Origin of the sequence: Paraglaciecola sp., assembly GCF_051252315.1 — a bacterium.
In the GTDB taxonomy this organism is placed as follows: Bacteria; Pseudomonadota; Gammaproteobacteria; order Enterobacterales; family Alteromonadaceae; genus Paraglaciecola.
Window position 1 is genome coordinate 1 of the sequence record NZ_JBPOFP010000057.1, and the last position, 22,929, is coordinate 22,929.

General features: G+C 39.4%; 23 protein-coding genes. 7 read left to right on the plus strand and 16 right to left on the minus strand.

Features of this window, described 5'->3' with window-relative positions:
* The coding region (locus tag ACSHXM_RS12350) for a GGDEF domain-containing protein (RefSeq protein WP_435689076.1) at positions 1–995 on the minus strand (995 nt) is incomplete at its 3' end.
* Between the two features lie 263 nt (positions 996–1,258).
* A complete protein-coding gene (locus tag ACSHXM_RS12355; protein ID WP_435689077.1) occupies positions 1,259–2,794 on the minus strand; it encodes an alpha-L-fucosidase in 1,536 nt (511 codons plus the stop codon).
* Positions 2,795–2,835: 41 nt separating this feature from the next.
* Here ACSHXM_RS12355 and ACSHXM_RS12360 point away from each other — a divergent pair, with 41 nt between their 5' ends.
* On the plus strand, positions 2,836–3,063 hold the full coding sequence (locus ACSHXM_RS12360; RefSeq protein WP_435689078.1) for a hypothetical protein: 228 nt from the start codon (positions 2,836–2,838) through the stop codon (positions 3,061–3,063).
* On the opposite strand, the gene gatB/aspS is transcribed toward ACSHXM_RS12360, so the two are convergent.
* The 8 genes from gatB/aspS to ACSHXM_RS12400 form a co-directional block, all read right to left on the minus strand.
* Positions 3,041–6,391, minus strand: coding sequence for a bifunctional amidotransferase subunit GatB/aspartate--tRNA ligase AspS (gene gatB/aspS, locus ACSHXM_RS12365; RefSeq protein WP_435689079.1), 3,351 nt, complete (start codon positions 6,389–6,391; stop codon positions 3,041–3,043). The two genes, ACSHXM_RS12360 and gatB/aspS, sit on opposite strands and share 23 nt — an antisense overlap.
* Positions 6,391–7,791 (minus strand): amidase family protein, encoded by a 1,401-nt coding sequence (locus ACSHXM_RS12370; protein ID WP_435689080.1) that lies wholly within the window; start codon positions 7,789–7,791, stop codon positions 6,391–6,393. The genes gatB/aspS and ACSHXM_RS12370 overlap by 1 nt, the downstream gene beginning before the upstream one ends.
* Before the next feature lie 3 nt (positions 7,792–7,794).
* Entirely contained in the window at positions 7,795–8,064 is a 270-nt protein-coding gene (locus ACSHXM_RS12375; RefSeq protein ID WP_435689081.1) for a hypothetical protein, read from the minus strand.
* A gap of 849 nt (positions 8,065–8,913) precedes the next feature.
* A complete protein-coding gene (locus ACSHXM_RS12380; RefSeq protein WP_435689082.1) occupies positions 8,914–9,210 on the minus strand; it encodes a HigA family addiction module antitoxin in 297 nt (98 codons plus the stop codon).
* Positions 9,210–9,488: a type II toxin-antitoxin system RelE/ParE family toxin gene (locus ACSHXM_RS12385; protein WP_435689083.1), complete on the minus strand. Its 279-nt coding sequence runs from the start codon at positions 9,486–9,488 to the stop codon at positions 9,210–9,212. Before ACSHXM_RS12385 ends, ACSHXM_RS12380 begins: the two co-directional genes overlap by 1 nt.
* 491 nt (positions 9,489–9,979) lie before the next feature.
* Positions 9,980–10,240 carry a Txe/YoeB family addiction module toxin gene (locus ACSHXM_RS12390; protein ID WP_435689084.1) on the minus strand — a complete coding sequence of 87 codons (261 nt, stop codon included), beginning with the start codon at positions 10,238–10,240 and terminating at the stop codon, positions 9,980–9,982.
* Positions 10,233–10,487 carry a type II toxin-antitoxin system Phd/YefM family antitoxin gene (locus tag ACSHXM_RS12395; protein ID WP_435689085.1) on the minus strand — a complete coding sequence of 85 codons (255 nt, stop codon included), beginning with the start codon at positions 10,485–10,487 and terminating at the stop codon, positions 10,233–10,235. The genes ACSHXM_RS12390 and ACSHXM_RS12395 overlap by 8 nt, the downstream gene beginning before the upstream one ends.
* A gap of 504 nt (positions 10,488–10,991) precedes the next feature.
* Complete coding sequence (locus ACSHXM_RS12400) at positions 10,992–12,638, minus strand: M28 family metallopeptidase (RefSeq protein ID WP_435689086.1); 1,647 nt, start codon at positions 12,636–12,638, stop codon at positions 10,992–10,994.
* Positions 12,639–12,727: 89 nt separating this feature from the next.
* Between ACSHXM_RS12400 and ACSHXM_RS12405 the strand changes: the two genes are divergently transcribed.
* Complete coding sequence (locus ACSHXM_RS12405; RefSeq protein WP_435689087.1) at positions 12,728–13,558, plus strand: DUF3025 domain-containing protein; 831 nt, start codon at positions 12,728–12,730, stop codon at positions 13,556–13,558.
* Here ACSHXM_RS12405 and ACSHXM_RS12410 read toward each other — a convergent pair.
* Positions 13,547–14,254: a YIP1 family protein gene (locus tag ACSHXM_RS12410; RefSeq protein WP_435689088.1), complete on the minus strand. Its 708-nt coding sequence runs from the start codon at positions 14,252–14,254 to the stop codon at positions 13,547–13,549. The two genes, ACSHXM_RS12405 and ACSHXM_RS12410, sit on opposite strands and share 12 nt — an antisense overlap.
* Before the next feature lie 177 nt (positions 14,255–14,431).
* On the opposite strand from ACSHXM_RS12410, the gene ACSHXM_RS12415 reads away from it, so the two are divergent.
* The 4 genes from ACSHXM_RS12415 to ACSHXM_RS12430 all read left to right on the plus strand — a co-directional run bounded on the left by ACSHXM_RS12415 (position 14,432) and on the right by ACSHXM_RS12430 (position 17,304).
* Positions 14,432–15,229: an ATP-binding cassette domain-containing protein gene (locus ACSHXM_RS12415; protein ID WP_435689089.1), complete on the plus strand. Its 798-nt coding sequence runs from the start codon at positions 14,432–14,434 to the stop codon at positions 15,227–15,229.
* Positions 15,230–15,231: 2 nt separating this feature from the next.
* Positions 15,232–16,425, plus strand: a complete 1,194-nt coding sequence (locus ACSHXM_RS12420) for an ABC transporter permease (protein ID WP_435689090.1) — start codon at positions 15,232–15,234, stop codon at positions 16,423–16,425.
* A gap of 23 nt (positions 16,426–16,448) precedes the next feature.
* Positions 16,449–16,805: a hypothetical protein gene (locus ACSHXM_RS12425; RefSeq protein ID WP_435689091.1), complete on the plus strand. Its 357-nt coding sequence runs from the start codon at positions 16,449–16,451 to the stop codon at positions 16,803–16,805.
* 124 nt (positions 16,806–16,929) lie between these two features.
* Complete coding sequence (locus ACSHXM_RS12430) at positions 16,930–17,304, plus strand: ankyrin repeat domain-containing protein (RefSeq protein WP_435689092.1); 375 nt, start codon at positions 16,930–16,932, stop codon at positions 17,302–17,304.
* A gap of 63 nt (positions 17,305–17,367) precedes the next feature.
* Here the strand turns inward: ACSHXM_RS12430 and ACSHXM_RS12435 are convergent, their stop codons facing one another.
* The 3 genes from ACSHXM_RS12435 to ACSHXM_RS12445 all read right to left on the minus strand — a co-directional run bounded on the left by ACSHXM_RS12435 (position 17,368) and on the right by ACSHXM_RS12445 (position 19,341).
* Positions 17,368–17,655, minus strand: coding sequence for a type II toxin-antitoxin system RelE/ParE family toxin (locus ACSHXM_RS12435; RefSeq protein WP_435689093.1), 288 nt, complete (start codon positions 17,653–17,655; stop codon positions 17,368–17,370).
* On the minus strand, positions 17,652–17,927 hold the full coding sequence (locus ACSHXM_RS12440) for a damage-inducible protein J (protein WP_435689094.1): 276 nt from the start codon (positions 17,925–17,927) through the stop codon (positions 17,652–17,654). The genes ACSHXM_RS12435 and ACSHXM_RS12440 overlap by 4 nt, the downstream gene beginning before the upstream one ends.
* A 523-nt stretch (positions 17,928–18,450) precedes the next feature.
* Positions 18,451–19,341 carry a GGDEF domain-containing protein gene (locus ACSHXM_RS12445; RefSeq protein WP_435689095.1) on the minus strand — a complete coding sequence of 297 codons (891 nt, stop codon included), beginning with the start codon at positions 19,339–19,341 and terminating at the stop codon, positions 18,451–18,453.
* 120 nt (positions 19,342–19,461) lie between these two features.
* Between ACSHXM_RS12445 and ACSHXM_RS12450 the strand changes: the two genes are divergently transcribed.
* Positions 19,462–21,435 (plus strand): cation:proton antiporter domain-containing protein, encoded by a 1,974-nt coding sequence (locus ACSHXM_RS12450; RefSeq protein WP_435689096.1) that lies wholly within the window; start codon positions 19,462–19,464, stop codon positions 21,433–21,435.
* A gap of 150 nt (positions 21,436–21,585) precedes the next feature.
* On the opposite strand, the gene ACSHXM_RS12455 is transcribed toward ACSHXM_RS12450, so the two are convergent.
* Both ACSHXM_RS12455 and ACSHXM_RS12460 read right to left on the minus strand, forming a co-directional pair.
* On the minus strand, positions 21,586–21,861 hold the full coding sequence (locus ACSHXM_RS12455; RefSeq protein ID WP_435689097.1) for a VF530 family DNA-binding protein: 276 nt from the start codon (positions 21,859–21,861) through the stop codon (positions 21,586–21,588).
* A gap of 1 nt (position 21,862) precedes the next feature.
* Positions 21,863–22,810, minus strand: a complete 948-nt coding sequence (locus ACSHXM_RS12460) for an SAM hydrolase/SAM-dependent halogenase family protein (protein ID WP_435689098.1) — start codon at positions 22,808–22,810, stop codon at positions 21,863–21,865.
* Between the last annotated feature and the right edge of the window lie 119 nt (positions 22,811–22,929).

Sequence of the window (22,929 nt, forward strand, 5' to 3'; positions counted from 1 at the left end):
GAACATAACACTTCATCACCCACATTGTGTCCCCATTTATCATTAACATGTTTAAAGTGATCAATGTCTAACAGGATAAGCCCAACATTAAAAGTCGCTGAATTGTCGCCTAATATTTGCAATTGGTGTTGTAGGCCATATCTATTTAATGTTTGGGTTAACGCATCAGTAATAGACAAATTTTTATAGGTTTCTGATTTTTGCTTCAACTCATTTGCATAATGGGTCATTTCTGCTAATCGAAATTGTTCTATTTTAGAATGTTTAAATAGCTTGTTAAGTTGATAGGCAATTCTAAAGGCAATGGCAGTTAGCCATAAAGATAATATACCCAAATACCAATGCTCTTTTTGAATGTAAGTTCCAGTTAAGGAGATATTGTTGATTTGAAAGGTGTGTTCCCCGAATGGCCTATTTTCGTTAAAATCTATTCCAAATTCAGTCACTTGAGAGAATTTCAATTTTGCTTGCTTTCTTGGCACATTATATTGATTTACCCACCAGTCTGGTAAATGTAACTCATTCAGTTCATATTCTAATTGAGTGTTGTAGTCCACCTGTCTGATGGTGGTGGTAATAAATTGAGCACTATTAAAATCATCTTTTTGACTAATTTCTGGATCGAAATTTCTGAAATATAGACGAATTGATGTTGCCGGTCCTTGGTAATTGATATCAACTTGTAATTTTTGGTATCGACTTAAGTTAATACCTTTGTACCACAACTTAATATCTGAATTGTAAAGTTGACCAAAGCGGCATTCTGGAATTTTGGCCCCGGTTTTCATATGGCAATACCAGCTTGATTGCTCTTTGTTCAACCAGTAGGCTTGACTGTTACCTGGTAGGTTTTTATCTGTTTCGCTAATTATCGGAAACACTGAGTTGGGTAATAACTGAATTTTTCTCTGAGGAATGAGTGGGTAACTCAATAAAGCAACGACCGTTATAAATATGGCTAATAGATAAAAAATATTCGAATGTTTGGGATTCAATATTACTTCCTCAAAGAAAGTGACCGCTTTATTTTTTGCCTTTTAGCATGATTTAAACACGTGCACATTCGAATAAGCTAATTTAGATCGGGCAAGAAGATGACTTTATTTATTGAGCTTAGCTTTATGCATATTGAAAATCAAATTGGGTGAAGATTGAGGGTAATTAAGTGACTAATTATTCGGATGTTAGCAATTGTGTTAATTATGGATTGTAAGATATCAAACTGTGGGGGGAATATAAATCACCCCACACTTATAGGTTATTTAAAGGTGACTTTAAATATCGTAGCAATTTCACTCATCGCTTCTTGATTGGGTGTATCAATAATGAGTTCATTACCGTTTAGTTGCCAATTTAATTTCGCTTGATGGTTAAGTAAACTTACATTCGTTAGCTCACTTTTTTGATGTTGTTTAAACAAGTGTTTGATTTGAATTTGGCTATTTTCTTCAGGCTGGCCTAATAAAAATACATAAATGGATTTATAGTCTTTAGAACGAGTGAATCGTATATCGCTCGCACTATAGTCGATAGTGGCTGATTGACCGCCAAAGTGACCTTCTTCAATGGTGGCATCTCCATAACCAAATATTTCATAAGCTCGGGTATTATAGACAGCCTCTTCATGGGCTCTTAACCATTCCCCCATTTGCGCTAGTACCTGGCGTTGCTCTTCAACAATCACTCCATTAGCTTTTGGCGATATGTTTAGAAGCACTACACCTTTTTTACTCCATACATCAATCATATTTCGAATGACTAAATCAGCAGGTTTGTAAGTTTGCCCTGTAATGTAACTCCAGCTTTTATAACTTAAGGTGATGTCGGTTAACCAATAATCTTCTGGCATTTCTTTCATGCCGCCTTGTTCAATGTCTAACACACCAATATGGCTAGGTAAGTCTTTTTGTTTGTATGCAACTACCACTTCTTTATTTTGCTCTGCCGCAGCGTTAAAGTGATGAGCCACCATTTTTTGTTGGTAATTTTGCGGGATTTCGTCAAGCCAAGAATCGAACCAAATGATGTCAGGCTCATAATCATTGACCACTTCTTTAACTTGGTCTAACCAATAATCATGAAATTCAAGTTCTGGAATATTGCCATATAATTTACGGAGTTTTGGATCGGTAGTGGATGTAATGAGATCTGGATGATAAGCGAAATGGCTGTCACTTCCTTCCCAGTTATTAGGAGAGTCTGCATTACGTTGTAAATTACGGGCATGGTGAAATGTCGCAATTGTTTTCATATTACGCTGTTTTAATTGTGTGAATAATTCACCTAAAATATCTGTTTTTGGGCCTGTTTCTAAAGCATTCCAGGGATTAACCTTACTCGCCCACATAGCATAACCGTCATGGTGCTGAGCTACTGGCCCTGCAAACTTAGCTCCGGCTGACTGAAATAAGTCTGCCCACTCTTTTGCATCGAAATGTTCTCCAGTAAACATGGGAATAAAATCATGGTAATCAAAATTTTCGCCATATGTAGATTTGTGGTGTTGATACACACCTTTAGCCCAATCACTGTGTTTTGGAATATACATCCAACGGGGATACCATTCACTACTATAGGCAGGAACAGAATAGGGACCCCAGTGAAAGTAAATGCCTAGTTTTGAATCAGCAAACCATTCAGGTTTACTATTATGCTGTGCTAGAGACTCCCAATTTTCTTCATAGGTAACAGGTTTGGGGTTTTCTTTTTGAGTACTTGGGGCACAACTTATGACTAGAGTGGTTAAAGCTAAAGTTATTGCTAAAGAGAGTATACGGATATTGACTATTTTCATGTTAATTTGACATTAGTATGGTGTGTTATTATGTTAACATAATGTGTAATTTAAAATCTATGTTTATATTGGACAAAAAAACACCAGAGATAAATCCTGATCTTTATATTGATAAATTGGTATTAGAATTGTTTAGAGCGTTTATTAGTGCGGCTGGGATAAATGCAGATAGACATAAAAAAGCGGCTGGTTTGAAGTGCCAGCCGCTTTTAATTTTTGTTGATGGATCACATATCAAGATTGATATTATTGCTTTTTCATCACCTTAACGTTCATTTCTTCGACTTTTTTATCTGATAAGCGCGAAGGCGCGTTAAACAGTAAGTCTTCGCTGGTCCCCGTTTTCGGGAAAACCATCACTTCACGAATTGAGTTTTTCTTACCCAATAACATCATTAGGCGGTCGATACCCCAGGCAATCCCGCCGTGTGGAGGAGCGCCATAATGGAAGGCTTTGTACAAAGTGCCGACACTTTTCAGCATCTCCTCTTTGTTATATCCCATGTTTTTGTAAGTCGCCTCTAAAATCTCAGGTTTGTGAGCACGGACTGAACCACCACCAATTTCGTAGCCGTTAAGTACTAAATCGTACTGCTGGGCAATGATAGAACCTATGTCTTCTTCCTTGCCATTCATATGTTTTTCAACGTCGGCAATAGCCGGCATTGAGAATGGGTTATGGGTAAAGGTCCATCTACCATCATCTGTCTTCTCAAACATAGGGAAGTCGACTACCCAAGCAGGTCTAAGCTCTTTAGGGTCGATTAGCTTGAGCATTTTGCCAAGCTCTTGACGTACCGCGTCTAATGCCTTGTTTGCCACTGCATAACTGGCTGCCGAGAAAAACACCACGTCGCCAACTTGGGCGTTACTTGCGGCAATTATTTTCGCTGCAATGTCTTCACCTAAAAATTTAATGATGGGTGATTGTAAATCGTTTTCGTTGACGAATATATACGCCAGTCCACCTAGGCCGTTTTGCTGAGCAAGTGCTGTAAGGTTTTCGATTTGTCCTTTGGATAAACGTTTACCGCCTTGTTCTTCAGCAGAAACCTTAATACATTTAACGATACCGCCTTGTTCGATTGGCTTACTGAATACTTGGAAGCTAGTTTCTTTGACAATATCGGTAATGTCTTGCATTTGTAGACCAAAGCGCAAGTCTGGACGGTCGCAACCGTATTTGTCCATGGCATCTTTGTAGGTGATGACAGCAAAGTCATGTAATTTCCATTTTTTGCCATATATTTTTCTCACCACTGTGTTAAACATTTTAGTGTTTAAGTCGATGATGTCTTGCATGCTGGCATAGGCTAATTCAATGTCTAACTGGGTAAACTCAGGCTGACGGTCGCCCCTTGAGTCCTCATCTCTGAAACAGCGGGCAATTTGGAAGTACTTTTCGTAACCGCTGACCATTATCATTTGTTTAAACTGCTGTGGCGCTTGTGGCAAGGTATAAAATGCCCCTGCTTCTTTACGACTAGGCACGATAAACTCACGGGCACCTTCATCGGTTCCAGCACTTAAAATAGGGGTTTCCATTTCTAAGAAACCATCCTCATCAAGCATGTCACGTATCAGCTTAATAACTTTATGGCGATCAACAATAACCTTACGCACTTCTTTGTTTCTGTGATCTAAATACTTATGTTGAAAACGGATGTTTTCGCTGGTTTTTGTTGCTCTTGCGATTTCAAACGGCAAGCTTCTAGCTAGGTTTAAAATCTCTAGTTTGGACGTTTCAAGTTCAATGGTGCCGGTTCTTAATCCCGGGTTGTAATCGTCTTCTCTACGCTGAACCACTACCCCAGTTGCCGCTATGACCGACTCGGCCTTTAAGTTAACTAGCTCGTCAAAATTAGGGAAGCTTTCACGACTTAAGCGCACTTGGAATATTTGGTAGCTAGAATCACGCAAATCGATAAACATTAAGTCACCGTGATCACGCACACTGGCTACCCAACCAGACAGGGTAATTTCCTCAGAGATAGATTGCTCTGACAACTCAGATATTTTATGGGTTCGGTAGTGATCTTTAACAATCAAAGGCGTTTCAGGCAGCGTTTCTTCTGCTTGTTTAACACTTTGTTTGTCACCACCTTTAGCCGCGGTTTGAGCTTGGTTATTTGAACCAGTATCTGTATCACCAGCACTGCCCGAAGCGTTAACTGCTTTTAATATGCCTTCACGAATAACACTACCAGACGCGCCTTTACCTATGATGGCAATGACTTTACCAACAAGTATCCCAGCTTTACCTTGATTGCCTGCTTTTATATCGGCTGCAATAGCTTCATTTTGCTCTAGAACGGTATTGATGGCGTCAGCGATTTGCTCTTGTGAAATACTGTTTTCTTGGAAGTATTTTTTATAGTCAAAACTGGCGTCTTTTAAATATTCACTCACCGCTTTTTGGACTAATACCGAGTTAACTTTACCGTCTTTAAATTGGGCGAAAATGTCGGTAATAACAGCTGTGTCATCAATGTTTGCATAGTCGTCTGCAGGGATAACATTCACTAGCGTACGGGCAATAAACAGCGGGTCTTTTAAGACATTATTGATGTCCATAAAGGTTTGAGAGCGCACCGAATCTGCAGTGAAAAACTTAGCGTCTTGGGGAACCACGCCACCTTCGATTAAGATAGACTCAATGGCAAAAGGTAAAGTGGCTAAGTCTACTTCGATAGCTTGTACTACCGGTGAAATATCCACAAATGGTAAATCAGGCTCAGAGATAAAACGATAATCCGCTTCATACTCTTTTTTACGCATGGTTTTGGTTTGTTTTAGATCTTCATCCCACAATACTGTGGTTTGATCAGGACGAAATACATCATGTTCAATGTAATAGTTAAGCTGTTTTTCAACTTCTTCTTTTAACGATTCCACCATGAATTTGAACGAGTTCAAGTTTTTGATTTCGGTACGCGGGTTTAGCCCTTGAGTATTTCTTTTACGCAAAGACACCGACACGTCAGACTTAAACTCGCCTTTTTCTAAATTAGCTTCAGATATACCAATGCTTTGTACTATGCGCTGGATGTACTGAGCATAGATAGATGCATCTTCGATATTTCTAACACAAGGATCGGTCACTATTTCAATGAGCGGTACGCCGGCTTTATTGAAATCAACCAAAGAAATGTCACGTTCGTGCATTAACTTAGCGGCATCTTCTTCAATATGCGTTTGGGTGAGGCTTACTGTGAATTGCGAGCCATCTTTACGGAAACAAGAAATATCACCGTCCGGTATGATGGGGTTATGAAACTGAGTGATCTGGATGTTTTTAGGATTGTCTGGATATTCGTAGTGTTTACGATCCCAAGAAGTCACAGGGTTACTGAAACTAGACTTTACCGCTTTACCAAAATAAATGGCTTTAGTAATGGCTTCTTTGTTAAGTGCTGGTAACACACCCATTTGTCCGGTACATACCGAGCAAATATTATGATTAGGTGTATCTGACTCTTCATTTGCACAGCCACAAAACAACTTAGTTTTGGTGTTCAATCGCACATGAGTTTCAAGACCAATAACAAGTTCTAGGTCGTGTTTGTCGAGTAAATCGTTTAAATAATCTTGATCCATTATAGTGTTTCTTCTAACAAGTGTGCGAACTGTAAAACGCGCTCATCGTCGGTTTTAGCTGCTGTAATTTGAATACCTGTTGCAGTTCCTTTTGGTACTGTGAGTGTTGGCAATTGGCCAAGACTAAACCCAACTGTGAAAGCATCAGACAAGTACATGGCCAATGGGTCTTTCAAGCTATCACCTATTTTAGGAGGCAAACCTGGGGTAACCGGTGACAATATAATGTCAACGTCATTATAAAAACCTTCGAAGTCTGCCGATAACTTATCTCGTATGGCTAAGCTCTTAAGGTAAATTTCATCTGAAAAGCCTTGAGATAACACTTGGTTTCCACCAACGATTCTTCGCTTAGATTCTTCTGAAAAGTTCTCAGAGCGGGTAACCGCATAAGTTTCGATTAGGTTTTCTGCTTCAATGCGGTTGCCATAATTTGTGCCATCAAGGCGCGAAAGGTTAGAAGCTGTCTCTGCCATGGCCAGAATATAGTAGGTTGAGACTAAGGCGTCTGCATCCATGAAATCGAGTTCTTTAACTTCAATGCCTTTGGCTTTTATTTTTTCAAGAGCAGAGATAAAGTCAGCTTTGATTGACGGGTCCATCGCATCGTTTTCCAGTAGGTTTTTAAAATATCCTACTGTTTTAACACTACTGGCACTCTCTAAAGTTGTTTCGTCAATATCAGTGGATTCATAAGTGGTTTGGTCTTTTACATCTTTACCACTTATAGCGTTCAACACAATACGAATATCTTCAATGCTTTTGGCTAAAGGGCCAACACAATCGGTAGACGATGCATAGGCCATTAAGCCATAGCGAGAAATTCGACCATAGGTAGGTTTAAGACCATATACCCCATTATATCCAGCGGGTTGGCGTACCGAACCACCCGTATCGCCACCAATAGAAAACACAGTGTAATCTTTGGCTACATTCACAGCCGATCCGCCACTAGAGCCACCTGCCACTAACCCTTGGTCTTGGGCATTGCTCACTGGGCCAAAAATAGTGTTTTCGTTCGACGAACCATGACCAAAACTATCGCAGTTCTCTTTGGCAACAGGGATGGCACCTGCATCTAGCAGTTTCTGAATTGCACTTGCGGTATAGGCTGACTTGTATTGTTTAAGAAAATCAGAGCTTGCTGTGGTAATTGTACCTTGCAGCATAAAGACATCTTTTACCCCAAAAGGAATACCTTCAAGTAGCCCAATGGTTTCACCCTTAGCAATTTTGGCATCCACTGCTTGCGCTCTTTCAAGGGCATCGGTGTCGAGTAAAGCATTAACACTGTTGTGGGAATTTTGTTTAAGTAAGTCGAGCTTTTGCTGAACTAAATCAACACAGCTTATTTGCTTGCTGACCAATTGTTGATGAATTTGTTTTATTTGAGATTGCATAAATTAGGCTTCTATCACTTTTGCCACGACTAAATAGCCATTTTTTTCTTTCGGAAAGTTTTCTACTATAAGTTGTTTTTCTAGTTCGCTTGATCCAACAACTTGATCTTCTCTTAGGCTTTCAACGCTCACGGCATTTTTACTGATATCACTTGCCGTATCCTTGGTAGATAAATCAGTGTTATTAATCACTTCGAATAACTTGTTTACTGCTTCAGAGGGCTTTGCGCCTTTAATACTCGACAAGACATCGACGGTCATGATTTTATTCATTGTTATTTCTTTACCTTGAGTGACATTTTGGTGCTAAAAGCACATCCAACTAACCAAAAAAAACCTTCCGAATTTGGAAGGTTTTTTTAAAATATTGAGAAACCTTCCGAACCTAATAGTTAAGATTATTACCATTCCAATTATTATTTTGCGCGTTATTTGTCATTGAAATCGTTTCTTTAGGCACGGGTAAGGTTAAATTGCGCGGAAGTATACACTAATTCCTACGGCAACTTTATAACTTTTTAATGGCTATTTGGAGTAAAGGTTATTCACTTTTTTAACATGCGTGACTTCCTCACTTACGTGCTTCGCACTATGGGGATGCTCTGCGAGCAAAGGGCAAGCGCTGCGCGCACTAAGTATTCACTTCGTTCATCAAGCATGTGCTATGCACATCAAGTATTCGCAGAGCTCACCGCAATCCATTGCTTTTTTCAAACCACATCCCTGAGGCTCGACAGACTTTTCTTCAACAGCTAAGAAAAGTAAGCAAAAGAAGCCGCGCTATAACCAAGTTCTTATACCTGCGCGACTTGTCAAATAAAGGCCGCAATGAACTGTTCCCTACAGGCATTGCTCAAATTACATCCATGTAATTTGCCCTCTATTTGTCGGCGTTGCTCGGCGAACTTGGAGACGCGAGGTAAATCAAAAGCATGGCAGCGCCACCCGACGTATATGTCGATGAGATATAAGTTAATAGTTTGTTTTTACTGACTTTATTCTATTAAAAAATTATCAAGGATGTCTTGTTAGTGGTTAGTGTGCTTTGTTCTACCTTCTAAATTCTTTTGAGTATTGTTGGAGTTGGAGGTTAGATACTTCCGGCTACCGATTAAGTCGTATTTACGCCATTTGAAGTTTATATGGTGAAACATGCAGTGAGCTTTGCTCTTGTCTTGTTTTCCATAAATCATGTGCATTTTGTAAACGAAGCCAATGATCTGCTGATGGTTTCCCAAAAGCTAATTCAAGACGCACTGCCATTTCAGGAGTTACAGAACCTTTTGCATTTAAAACTTTAGACAAAGTTTTACGACTTACGCCGAGGTGTTTTGCAACATCAGTGATCGTTAATTCTAAAGAGTCGATCACTAATTCTTTTAAAATTTCTCCCGGATGAGCGGGATTAAACATAGCCATTAGTGGTAATCCTCATAATTTACTATTTCAACATCACGTCCCGTGAATTTATATGTAATGCGCCAATTTCCACTTACTCGAACAGACCAAATATCTTTTCGATCACCTTTAAGTTGGTGCATAAACAAGCCAGGAAGATCCATATCATCAGGCCCTTCTGCTTGATCTAAGTTAGCAAGAATAAGACGTAGTTTCTTTTCGTGCTTTTTCTGTATCCCCGCAGTGCTACCTGAAGCATAGAATTTTTGAAGACCTTTATGAATGAAGTTCTTAATCATAGACTAAGTGTAACCTTAAGGGTGTCGGATTGACAGCGGAATCTTGATATGTGGTTTAACTACTTAGTGATTGGACAAATATATCCACGCTGTGTTTTGTTCCATGTATTTGTGCTTAATGGCGAAGCCATGCTTTTGATTTTCTTGTGACTGAAACTTTCCCTAAAAATATCTTTCCTTGTCGAATATGCAAATAGGGACATTTGTGCAAGGGCATCTTTCATAGCATGGATGCGCCTTATGCCCGTTTCGACATTAAAGGATAGATATTTTTAGGTTCAGAAATTTTGTGGAGCGCGTCTTTTCTTGTGCACTTCTTTTAGCTGTTGAAAAGAAGTACATCGCCCAGCAGGGATGCTGGGTGAAAATCCGCAATGGATTGCGGTGAACGAAGTGAATTACCTTAGTTGAAATTATCAAGGGTGATGTATTGTTAGAAATTTGGGGAGAATCGTTGTCTGTTTGAGTAACTTGTATCGCTGCTGAGGATCTTAATAATGGTAGCGACAGGAAATGATTGTTAAATGTGAATCAGTGACTGCATAAACTAATCTATTTGTTTCATCTATGCGCCGAGACCAAAAGCCCGATAAATTTTCTCTTAACGGCTCTGGCTTACCCATCCCCTCAAAAGGTGATCTATTGCTGTCACTGATTAGTTTATTAATTCGCTTTAAAGTCTTTTTATCTTGCCCCTGCCAATAGACATAATCACGCCAAGCCTCATCAGTCCATGCTAGAAGCCTAGTCATTAATGATCTCTCGTTCAATGATGTTTCCTGCTTGGAATTGTTCGATAGATTTTGATAAATGAGCAGCATTAGCAGGTGACTTTAATAGATGAACTGTTTCCATCAAACTATTGTAATGTTCCATAGACATTACCACTGCATCTTCAGCATCTCTGCGTGTGATGACCGTATAGTCGGCATCATTTACCACACGATCTAATACTGATTTAAGCCCGTTACGAGCTTCAGTGAACGATACTACACGCATATTAAAACCTAATTAAGTTGTACCATTAATAAGAGGAGTCTAACGAAATGTTGATACATGTGCAATATTGAGTACATGTGTCAATTTAAAAGCAGTTAACGCCCTCAATGCGGGGGCAGGTTTTGCATTTTGCAATACCCCTGAATCAATGAAGTCATAGACGTTGATTGGTTTTTAGTGGCGAAGCCATGCTTTTGACGTCCTCGCGAATACAAATCCCCCGTTAAAATATTGGCTTGTCAGATGGCCAGATATGGACATCTGGACAAGGCAATCTTTCATTGCTGGGAGCGGCTTATTGCCGTTCTGACATTAAAGACAATTATTTAATGGAATCGGGATTTGTCTGGAGCGCGGCTTTTCTTGTGCACTTCTTTTAGCTGTTGAAAAGAAGTGCATCGCCCAGCAGGGATGCTGGGTGAAAATCCGCATGCGACCGCCAAGGATGGCGGAAGGTAGAATAACGCAGGACGCAGTTATCGAGATTGTGGTGAACGAAGTGAACTACCTTGGCCTTTGAAACTCACTGGTTTCAGACCATTTAGGCCAATCATTTGAATTAACTAAATCGTGACCTACTTCAAATAATAATTGAGCATCTTCTTGAATGCCGGATAGATCCCACTTTTCGCGGAACTGGTCACACACTTGGTGATAACAACCGGTTACTATCACATTGGTACGTTTTCTATAATCAGCCGTGGCGTCATCAATGGGTTCTGTACCACCTTTAGCATACAGTGCAGGTACACCTTTTTTGGCAAAGTTAAAGTGATCACTACGGTAATAATATCCAGCCTCTGGTTTGCTTTCTTGCACTATATGCCTATTTTGGTTTTTAGCCGCTTTAGTTAAATAGGTTTCTAATTCTGATTTGCCCATGCCGACAACCGCCACATCTTTGGTTCTACCGAGTACATTCATGGCATCCATGTTGATATTGGCAATGGTTTTATCTAAAGCAATAATGGGATGTTCTGTGTAGTATTTTGAACCCAATAAACCTTGTTCTTCTGCAGTAACAATTAAAAAGGTAGTCGAACGTTTAGGTTTGTTGTTGAGTTGAGAAAAAGATTTGGCCACAGCTAAACTCGCTGCAACACCTGTGGCATTGTCATGTGCGCCATTATAGATTTGGTCACCTTGTTTGTTTTCATCTTTGCCAAGATGATCCCAATGGGCGGTATAGATTAGATGTTCATCTTCTGCACTGCTACCCGGGAGCGTGGCTACAAAGTTGTAACTAGTGGATTTTTTAAAACTGTTGTTGATAGTGACTGAAGCCTTTATACCCATTGATTTATGGTAATTAGCCAGTTTGGCATTTTGTTTTTCGGTCTGAAAATCTAAGCCCACATCAGCGAAAACTTTAGTAGCGCTTTCTAGCGTCAACCAACCTTCAACGGCCACTTTACTTGCATTACCATCTTTTGTGACTAAGCCATATTGTGGGCCGCTCCAGCTATTCGCTACAACACTCCAACCATAAGAGGCGGGTTTTGTTTCATGCACTATGAGTGCTGCCGCCGCACCTTGGCGACTTGCTTCTTCGTATTTGTATGTCCAACGACCGTAATAAGTCATGGTTTTACCTTGGAATAAACCACTCTCAGGATTTGCAAATCCAGGATCATTCACCAAAATAACCACGGTTTTGCCTTTAACGTCTAAGTCGGCATAGTCATTCCAGCCATACTCTGGTGCATTCACGCCATAACCTACAAACACTAGCTCAGAGTCTTTTAGTTCTATTTGAGTTTGTTCTCGGCTAGTAGATGCCATCATATGTTCTTTGTAAACAAACTGGTTTTCTCCTATGGTCATCACCATATTGGCATCGGCTGTCATTTCCATCAATTCAACGGGCTGTAAAAAACTATCTCCTTGGGTTGGCTGATAACCTAGTGCGGTAAATTCCTTGGTTAAATAATCTAAGGTTTTTTGTTCACCTACAGTGGTGGGTAACCTGCCTTCAAATTCGTCAGAGGCTAATATTTTCATATGCCTTTTTATGTCATCAGTATTAATGCCTTGATAGACTTGGTCGAAATTATCTTCGGCCGCAACGGGCAGGGTGTTTTTATCTTGGCAGGCCGAAAAACCGACGGTAAGGGTTATGATACATAACAATGGAGTGGCAAAAAATTTCATTCAATGGCTCTTGTGGTTATCAATAATGTCGCCATTATAATTCGAAATTTAAAAAGTCTTTAAATCGTTTTTGTAGGAACTTTAGTTTTATGAACCCAAACTGGCATAAAGAATACTTAAATCAAGTAGATATGTTAAGCATGCAACAACTTGAACACTTATTCTCCCTTAGCCAGTTAAATGATTGGCCTAATGCAGCAGGGCTCAATAAATTAAAATTGGCCACACATTCACAACAAGTTCCTGAGTTTGTTTGTCAATCTCAGATACAAGCAACTGACTTATATTACGAACAAATTATTTTCCAGAAAAACACTGTGCCAACTCGCCCAAACAGTTGGCATGACTTATTTAATGGTTTGGTGTGGTTGCAGTTTCCGAAAACCAAAAGGTTACTTAACCAGCTCCATGTGCAGGATATTGAACAATACGGATTATCCCCTAGGACAAAACAGCGCAACCATCTCACTCATTTTGATGAATGTGGCGTGATAATTACTTATGAAAAAGGTGAAGGTAATCAAGAGTTAATAAAACAGTTGGCAGAGCATGAATGGCATAAAGTGTTTGTGCATAATCGAGATTTATGGGGTACTCAACTCAACACCTTTATGTTTGGCCACGCTAACTTAGAAATGTTACTCAACCCTTTTATTGGATTGACCGGAAAATGGTTGGGAGTAGAAGTAGAACAAGGTTTTAGTGATTTAAATTACTCTGAACAACTGCAGCACCTTGATGAGATATTAGAAAAGCAAATTCAGCAACAAAAGCTATTTTTGCAAAAAAAGCCTCTGTCACCCTTACCTTTATTAGGCATCCCAGGAATGTGGGATGCCAATCAAGAGCCTGAGTTTTATGCCAATACCGATTATTTCAGGGCTAAACCCCAAACGGCTCAGCTAAAGCTAACTGACTAATACAATAACGGTCCACACGCCCCATATAAGAATAAATGGAGCGCAGGCCATGACATAGGTTCGATTCGTGGGTAATTGTGTCCACTGGCTTAAACCAACGGCAATTAAATACATAACCCAAATCGATTCTAACCGTATTGCTTGAGTTAAAGAAAACCAAGCTGAGTTCATTTCAATACCTAAAATAAAGGCTAAAGAAGTCGGGCCTAATGCGGTGGGCGAAAGTTGATTGTCTGACGCCAATAAAATAATAATTATCGTTATTAAACTGATAACCAAAGTAGGCAAACTTACCCACCAAGTAAATCCATACCAATCAGTGAAACCTTGCACACATTCTTCATCTGATCTAGTAGCAAAATTTAAGTATAAGGCCAAAACAGCATTGGCTATAACACTTGAAAGAATGACACCCACAACACTTACCCATAATATTTGAGTTTGTTGCATAGCTTGTCGCATCATATCGAGCTCGGCCGGACTTAAATCCCCAGCTGATGTCTCGATGACCATATTTCTATACCAATCAAAATCTACAAAACCAAAATAATAATAAACAGGTAAGGCTGATGAAATGGAAACCAACAAGAAGGGTAACCATGACCAGTTGTGAGTTTTGGCTATAGTGGCAAACACCCGGTTGGGTTTGGTAAAGATGTCTTGCATTGCCTGAATTGGATTAGATACTAATTCCATTGATTCTTCCTAATAAATGATGTGAAGTCATGCTGATAATTGTAATTTGCTTATTGTTACACATTAGTTATTAATAATCGCATGTAATAAATATATGATTGTTAAGACTAATACAGTGTAGCTGTAAATAATTATGCCAATCGGGGCAGGGGTTAAAAGGCCCAATAGGAAAATGGAATGATAGAAATAAAACAACTGGCAAAAAAATTTGCTGTGGAAAATCCTAAAAAGTTAAGTGAGCAAGAAAAGAAAGATCCTAGGCTCAAAGGCCGCTTTTTCCATTCGGTTAAAGACGTGTCTTTTCGCTGTGATAAAGGTCAAGTTTTAGGTTTGTTAGGCCCTAATGGCGCCGGTAAAACAACCACTTTACGTATGTTATCCACTGCTTTAAAACCTGATGCGGGTAGTGTTTTCATTGGTGGCGAAAATGTGTTGGAAAACCCCATCATTGCCAGGAAAAAAATTGGCTTTTTATCTGGTACAACAGGTTTGTATGGTCGTTTAACTGGACGAGAGAATATTCATTATTTTGCTAAGTTACACGGTATGCAAGAAAGTGAGATAGAAAATCGGATCAAGGAGTTATCTGATTTATTAGATATGGAGAGTTTTTTAGATAGACGTTCAGAAAACTTCTCTACCGGCATGAAACAAAAAACCGCCATTGCCCGGGCGGTAGTGCACACCCCTGAACTGGTTATTTTAGATGAACCCACCACAGGGTTAGACATTATGGCTGCGCAAACTGTTTTGGACTTTATACGTGGGTTAAAAGAGCAGGGAACCCCAGTTATTTTTTCCACTCATCATTTAGATGAAGTGCAGGAATTATGTGAAAAGGTAGTGGTGATTGATCAAGGGATCAGTAAGTTCGATGGAGACATTGCTACTTTTAAAGGGATGGCAGACAACTCTCTGAATCGTTCTTTTATGTCAGTAATCGGTCAGTCAAAGCAAATGGAAGTGGGAGAATAACTATGTGGCTAATATTTTCAAAAGAATTAAAAGAACTATTACGTGATCGTAAAACCTTATTTTTTATGATTGCTTTACCGCTACTGATTTTTCCGGTTATTTTTGGCATCGCTGGTTTTGTAGGTAAACAAGCCATAGATAAAGCAGAAACCAAAGTCCTAAAATATGGACTGGTGGGCGGTATTTATGCACCTGAAATAGTCAAAGATTTGCAACAACCTGATAAGTTTAAACAAGTTGAAATAGCCGCCGATGCGGATTTTAAAAGTATCATCCGAGCCGGTACAGTAGATTTTGTTTTGGTTATTCCTGATAACTATTCCAGTGATGTATTGACTAATGGGCAAGCTGAATTGAAGTTACACTTTAATGACGCAGGTTTGAATTTGGTGTATCGCCGTGTCAACGAGATTGTCAAAAGCCAGTCTGAGCAATTTAAACAAACGGCCTTTTCAACCCTTGGTTTAAACGAACAACAACAAGCCGCTTTGATTAAACCGATTAAATTAGAAAAGGTAAACACTGCTGATAACCGTGAAAACTGGGGTGAAAAAATAGGTGGCATGTTGCCTTATTTATTATTCATTCTGTGTTTACAAGGGGCCATGATGCCCGCTGCTGATATTGGGGCTGGTGAAAAGGAGCGTGGCACATTAGAAACTTTACTGATATCACCTATCGATAGAAACAAAATTGTTTTTGGAAAATTTCTAACTATAGGGTTTGCCGGTACCATGACCGCTCTCATAACGGTGGCAAGCATGGCCATTTGGGGATTTGTGCTCAGTCAGGGCTTGGCAGTGAAATTTGTTGCCGACTTTATGGCACAAATCGGTGTGATTGACTTTGTATTGATCTTTTTAATGTTGGTACCTGTGGTAGCAATATTTGCCTCTGCCTTGTTGAGCATATCTATTTACGCAAAAAGTTTTAAAGAAGCCCAAAGTTACATGGGACCTATGATGATATTTGTGATTATTCCCATTATGTTATCTATCTTGCCTGGTGTTGAATTAAAAGGTGGTTGGGCGTGGGTGCCTATCACCAATGTATCTTTAGCCATGAAAGAGTTAGTCAAAGGCACCATGGATTATTTTCAGCTATTCGCTATTTTTGGTTCAACTGTGGTGATAGCGGGCGCGTTTTTTGCTTTTAGTATTTATTGGTTTAATAAGGAAAAAGTACTGTTTAGATAACAGTACTTTTTTAAGCATGTGCTTTGCGCACAAATGCATTCACTTCGTTCACCGCAATCCCTTGCGGGTTTTCGGGCCGCATCCCTGCGGCTCGATTTACTTTTTACCAACAGCCGCAAAAAGTAAACAAAAAGGGCCGCGCTCCCGACAAGTTCTTTAACCTGCGCGACTTGCCAAATAGAGGTCGCAAAGAAATGTTCCCGACATACTTTGCTAAAATGACATCCTTGTCATTTGGCCTCTATTTGTCGACGTTGCTCGGAGAACTTGAATTCGCGGTAAAATTAAAGCTTGGTGATTCTTTTGTAGGTTGGCCTATAGGCCATCGGCTTTTAAAGGCTAATAAAATAAAAGCGGCTACGACTATTTTTGGTAGTTGAATGTCAAAAACCTTTTGTTGGTAATCGGTTAGATAGTTTGGTAAAAATATTGGACAACGAAATACTAACCCTACCGTGGTAAAAAACATTTGGGATTGGGTAATTATAAAACTGCTAGGTGAAAATGAATTTAAAGCAAAGGCAATCGCTCGAAGAAATATTAGAATCTACAAAAGTTTCTTTATTCCCTCATTGGGCACCAAACAAAAAGGTAAGAGTTAATAGTAAAGACTCGATGGGCGATACTCCGCTTCATCTGATGGCGAGTAGACAAAATAGATTCGGCGTTGATCTTCTTATTGAACATGGTGCAGACGTAAATGCCGTCGGTGACATGGGGCTTACGCCTTTGCACTATGCGATTGGAAAAAAAGATGAATATATTATTCAATGTTTACTAAATGCAGGTGCAAAAACGAGTATACGTTCAGAGTTTAATGAAACTGCTATTGAAAAGGCACAAAAAATCGGCGGTGATATTGCGAAAATCATCACCTAACAAATCGCTAAACTCGGCGTTTAGATCTAACCTTTTTTATTTATCGACTTTTTAACTGTTTTGTTAGTAGCTACACTCAGGCGGAAAATTTTGCTTTTGGTGTAAAACGCGCATTATTCTGATTGTTTCCCCGTCAAGCCAGTAAGATACAATCATTGATATTTCTGGGATTATTAATAATCTCCCTCGGACTAGATCTCTTTGGACTCCCATTAAAGGGTGTTGGAGTAAATTTTCAACTTTAGCTTCAATTATTTGGTCGGTTTGTTCTGCGGCATTAGGATTAAAATCGTATAAAAATGCAAATATTTTCTCACGATCATTTAGTGACTCTTCTTCCCAAACGATCATCTGTTACGGATCTTGGCTTTTCGGGCTTCCATTTTAGCTTTAGCTTCGTCATGTTCAATAAAGTTAGCTTTACCGCTATCAAATTTATCAAATGCTGCATTTATTTGTTCAGACAACCATACATCATGATTCATGGATTTTCGTTGCTCTTCAGCTAAACTTTCAGCCAGTTCGCGGCAAGCATCACTCAAGGTTCGCCCTTGACTTTCGGCCATTAACTGCGCTAAGCGTTTAGTTTCTTCGTCAACTCTAAATTGTATGCGTGTATCCATTATGAACACCCTCAAATTTCACTGTGCACACAAATGTTAGCACTAGGCTTATTCCAAGGCAACGAACAAGAAACTATGGCGTCAATAATTAGGTTACTTTGACCTGTGCGAAGCACATTCTTTTGATTATCCCGCGACTCAAATTTCTCATCACAGAATTGGCTTGTCGAATGGCCGAACATGGACGTTCGGACAAGGCAACATTTTATAGCAGGGAGCGGCTTATTGCCGTTTCGACATTAAAGACAATGATTTGATGAACAGGAAATTTGTTTGTCGCGCGGTCTCTTTTGCTTACTTTTCTTGGCTGTTGAAGAAAAGTGAGTCGAGTCTCATGGATGAGGCTTGAAAAAAGACATGGATGTCATAAGCGCAGCGAATGCCTTAATGGCGAAGCCATGCTCTAGGTAACGAAGATATGCCTTTGTGACGAAGTCATGACTTCATAACTTGAGTGCGCAGCACATGCTTCTAAACAAATTTAGCCCAACCTGTTAAGGCAAACCTTTGCCGCTTCTTGCCACTATGCCGCTTTAATACAATTTTTGCCGGTTTGTTTTGCTCGGTACAATGCTTGATCTGCTCGCGAAAATATTGCCAGTTGATGATCATCTTTTTGATAGGTCGCTGTGCCTATACTACAAGATATATTATGTTTCCTAAGCAAAGGGGTTGCTTCAATTTCTCGTCTAATTCTTTCTGCAATGAGTCCATTGGTTCGGTTGTCAGACTCTGGCAATAGGCAGCAAAATTCGTCTCCACCAAATCTAAACGAAAAATCAGACTCTCTTAAACAAGCATGAATGGTATTGGCGCAAGCGATTAATACTTTATCGCCTTCTTGATGACCGTGTTTATCGTTCACTAATTTGAAATTGTCCATGTCTAATACCAATAAACCAAAAGGTTGGTTATGGCGCTCAGATTGACTGATGACACGAACGATAGCTTCTTCGTAACTTGCTCTATTCCCTAAAGAAGTTAAAAAGTCCTTCATGGCAAACTGTTTAACTTTCTGATAAGCCAAGGCGTTCTTTAAGGGGTACGAAAAGTTGACATGCATTTGTTGTAAAACATGCCAGTTTCTCAAAGACATTTGTTCAGGAAAACTATAAATAATTGTCGCTAAATGAGTATTCGACTCCACACATTTTAGTGTCCTCTGGTGGGAGTTTTTAAGCTGTTTACCTAGTTCCAACATCTTGTCTTGGTACTGGATTTTTAAGCCCGACAACTGTAGGGTGGTTTTTAGCTGCTGCAGGTATAATTCAGCTAGCTCAGATAACTCGATAGTGGTAAGCAATTTTTGAATAAATTGATTGAGTGCAAGCTGACTCATTCCTTGATTGGATTGTTCAAGAGGGAAATAGGTATTACTTAGCTCTTCTTGATAAAACTGATTAAGCTGTTCCAATTTATTCTCCTGCCAAAAAAATGGCTATTTGCTGTACCATAATGATAATTAGTAAGTACTGAGCAAATTTTGTGCCTAGTAATAAAATCGGATAACACTGGATAGGATTGATTCGCGGTTATGCATGGAAATTTAGGAAACATTCTTATATTGATGTCAGTTGCAGTTGCCGCTGTCTGGCTATTTAAACGTATTAATTTGCCGCCTATCTTGGCCTACTTATTTTGTGGAATATTGGCGGGGCCCGATTTATTAGCTTTGTTTGAAAATTCTGAAGACATGGAAATTTTTGCTGAGCTGGGCATTGTGTTTCTGTTATTTTCCCTGGGTTTAGAGTTTTCACTTCCCAAAATGTTAGCCATGCGTCATCTGGTATTTGGTGTTGGGTTAGGTCAAATGGTGATCACTACTATGGTGTTTACTGGGTTGGCTATTTTATGTGGACTCGACAATAAAGCGGCCTTGGTAGTGGGTGGCATGATTGCCTTGTCGTCAACGGCAATCGTGATTAAACAAACCAGTGATCTTGGCATATTAAATACGCCAAGAGCGCAAATTGCAGTAAGTATTTTGTTACTACAAGATTTAGCCGTGGTGCCTCTGTTAATTTTAGTGCCTTTATTAGCTGTGGATTCTGAGCAAAGTTTAGCGCTAGCTATTTCTTTTGCTTTCTTAAAAGGACTAATTGTTGTTGGCATTTTGATGTCGGTTGGTAAATGGGTATTGCCTAAGGTATTTAGTGAAGTTGCTCGTACCCGTACCGATGAACTGTTTGTATTGACCACTATTATGGTGGCTCTAATGGCCGCTGGTTTAGCCTTTTCTTTTGGCTTATCTATGGCATTAGGGGCATTTTTAGCCGGTATGATGTTAGGCGAAAGTCAGTATAAACATCAATTAGAAGCTGATATTCGCCCATTTAGAGACATTCTAATGGGATTGTTTTTTATCACCATAGGTATGCGTTTAGAATTACACAGTTTACCCGGGCAAATACATTGGGCTTTGATTGGACTGGTAAGTATCGTGGCATTAAAGGTATTGATTATTCGCATATCAGCGATGATTTTTAACTTGGACAAAAAAGATGCTTGGGCGGCAGGATTAAAATTATGTCAAATGGGCGAGTTTAGTTTTGTTTTGGCCGCGTTGGCGGTTGACCATAATATTTTAAGCTCTGAATTAGGCTCATTGTTATTAACCATAGGTGTGATGAGTATGGCGATAACACCTTGGTTAGTGGATAAAAGCCCTGAGTTTGCAAAAGTCATTAGTCGAGAAAAAGAGTTTGATGCCAGTGGTTTAGAACAGGTGCCTAATCAAAATAGTGATATTTCTGATCATGTACTTATTTTTGGTTTTGGCCGGGTAGGGCAGTCTGTCAGTCGATTACTTAAAACCGAAGCTATTCCGTATATGGTGGTCGATGCCGATCCGGTTCGAGTGCAAGAAAGTCAGTCTGCGGGTGAACCGGTATATTTTGGTGATGTAAAACAAAAAGATATATTGCGGGCAGTGGGCATTGAGCGAGCTAAATTAGTATTAATTACTTTTGACCAACACGAAAAAGCAAAAAGTGTGATCCAATTGGTGTCTAGTTTATATCCAGAGTTACCAATCGTTGTTCGAACACGTAAAGATTACCGAATGGAAGAATTACTGGACTCAGGAGCGACACAAGTTGTGCCAGAGATTCTAGAAGGTAGTCTGATGCTTGTGACCCAAGTATTACAATTATCTGGTGTGCCTATGTCGCGAATACTTAAAAGGGTTCGTAAAGAAAGAAAAGGGCATTATGGCAATATGCATGGTTTCTTTCCTGGTGAAACAACTGAACTAGATTATGTTAAACAGGACAAATTGGAATTTATGCATGCCGTTATTTTGACCAATGATGCCTATGCAGTGGGGAAATCTTTAGAAGACTTAGACATCTCGCAAATGCGTATCAGTTTAAGAGGCTTAAGGCGAAATAATACAGAATTGCCAGACCCAGATGAAAATACCGTGTTACAAGTTGGTGATGTATTAGTGGTAGCAGGTAAACCGAGAAGAGTCGAAAGTGCAGAGCGTTTATTGTTAGAGGGGCATTAATACTTTAGTTGAAATTTGCTTAGTGGATTTGCAATAAGTACTAAATGGTTTATAGTATGAATTATTGACCTAGTAGACAATAATACGCTAGGCAGGGAAATGAAAAGGGCGAACTTATGTTCGCCCTTTTTACATTCTAATTCGGATTTTTTATTTAGTTATATCTGGCCACACAAACTTTTCAGTTGGTTGCTTTGTTGTAGGCTTTTCCTGAACTTCACTGATATATAACAGTTCCACTTTCTCTCTGGCCCAGGGTGTCTTGCGTAAAAACTTTAAACTAGATTTGATTGAGGGATCTTTGGTAAAACAGTTTATTTTCACTATTTCCCCCATCTTTTCCCAGCCTAATTTCCCTTCTAAGAATTCAACAATGTGTTGTAGGGTTACACCATGTAACGGATCACTGTTTTGCGATTGATGCATATTATCTGGCTCTTATTTCAATGCGCCATTCACCACCCGCGCTAATGTTAAATTTGTTGGCAAAGTTATCTTGGTTCAATGCAAGTGCTAAGTTTTCTAAGCTATTGACATATAACAGCGGCTCGCCTTCTTGTACGCCTGCAAATGAGCGTTCAAAAGTGATGGCTTTTAAAAGTACTGTTTTGCCAGATTGAGTAATTGTGATACTAAAAGGTTGGGTGTACAGCTCTACATAATCTTTTACTTTGCTTAACTTGAGTAACAAGTCCATAGGAACATTTGTCCACACGTTACCATAGGCTGGATCTAGAATAGGGATGCCGCCAATTAGTGTGTTACCTTCGATTCTAGCTGACTCATACTGAATGTTTAACACTTCGGCAGGTAACTTAGGGCCTACTTTTTCAAACGATATCTTATTGGCAGCGAGTCTAGCGCCTGTATATGCGTATACATCTCTACCATGAAATGTGTGAGAGGCTTCACTACCCTCTAAGCGGTTAACCTTTTCGTCAATCTCTCTTACTTCTGCAATGCCTAAGCGTTTAGCAACTAAGGTTAAAGTGCCATTGTCTGGTGTTACAAAATAATGGTTGGTTTTGGTTTTGAGCACGACTGACTTTCGGTCACTACCTACACCAGGATCTACTACAGAAACAAAAACCGTATGTTCTGGCCAAAAATCTGCCACCGCGTCTAAACGGTATGCTCCTTCCCAGATATTATAAGCAGGAATATCGTGAGTCAGGTCTTCTACTTTTAGGTTCTTGTCTACGCCTAATGCAACACCGTGCATGGCTGATACCGCCTGATCTCTTAAACCAAAATCGGATTGAAAAACAACGATCCCATTTCCAGCAGCAAAGACAGTTTGAAATCCTAAGAAAATAAATACAGTATTTACCATCACTAGTAGTTTGAATCGTTTCATTAAGTCTTCTTTTTTCATTGTTTTTTCATTATTTAGGGCATGAGTTTTATTATGGACGGTTAGTGAGGTTTTTTTAACTAAAATATTTGATAAATATTTAGCTTGAGTGGAAAAGCGCTTTCATCTTAATAATAAAA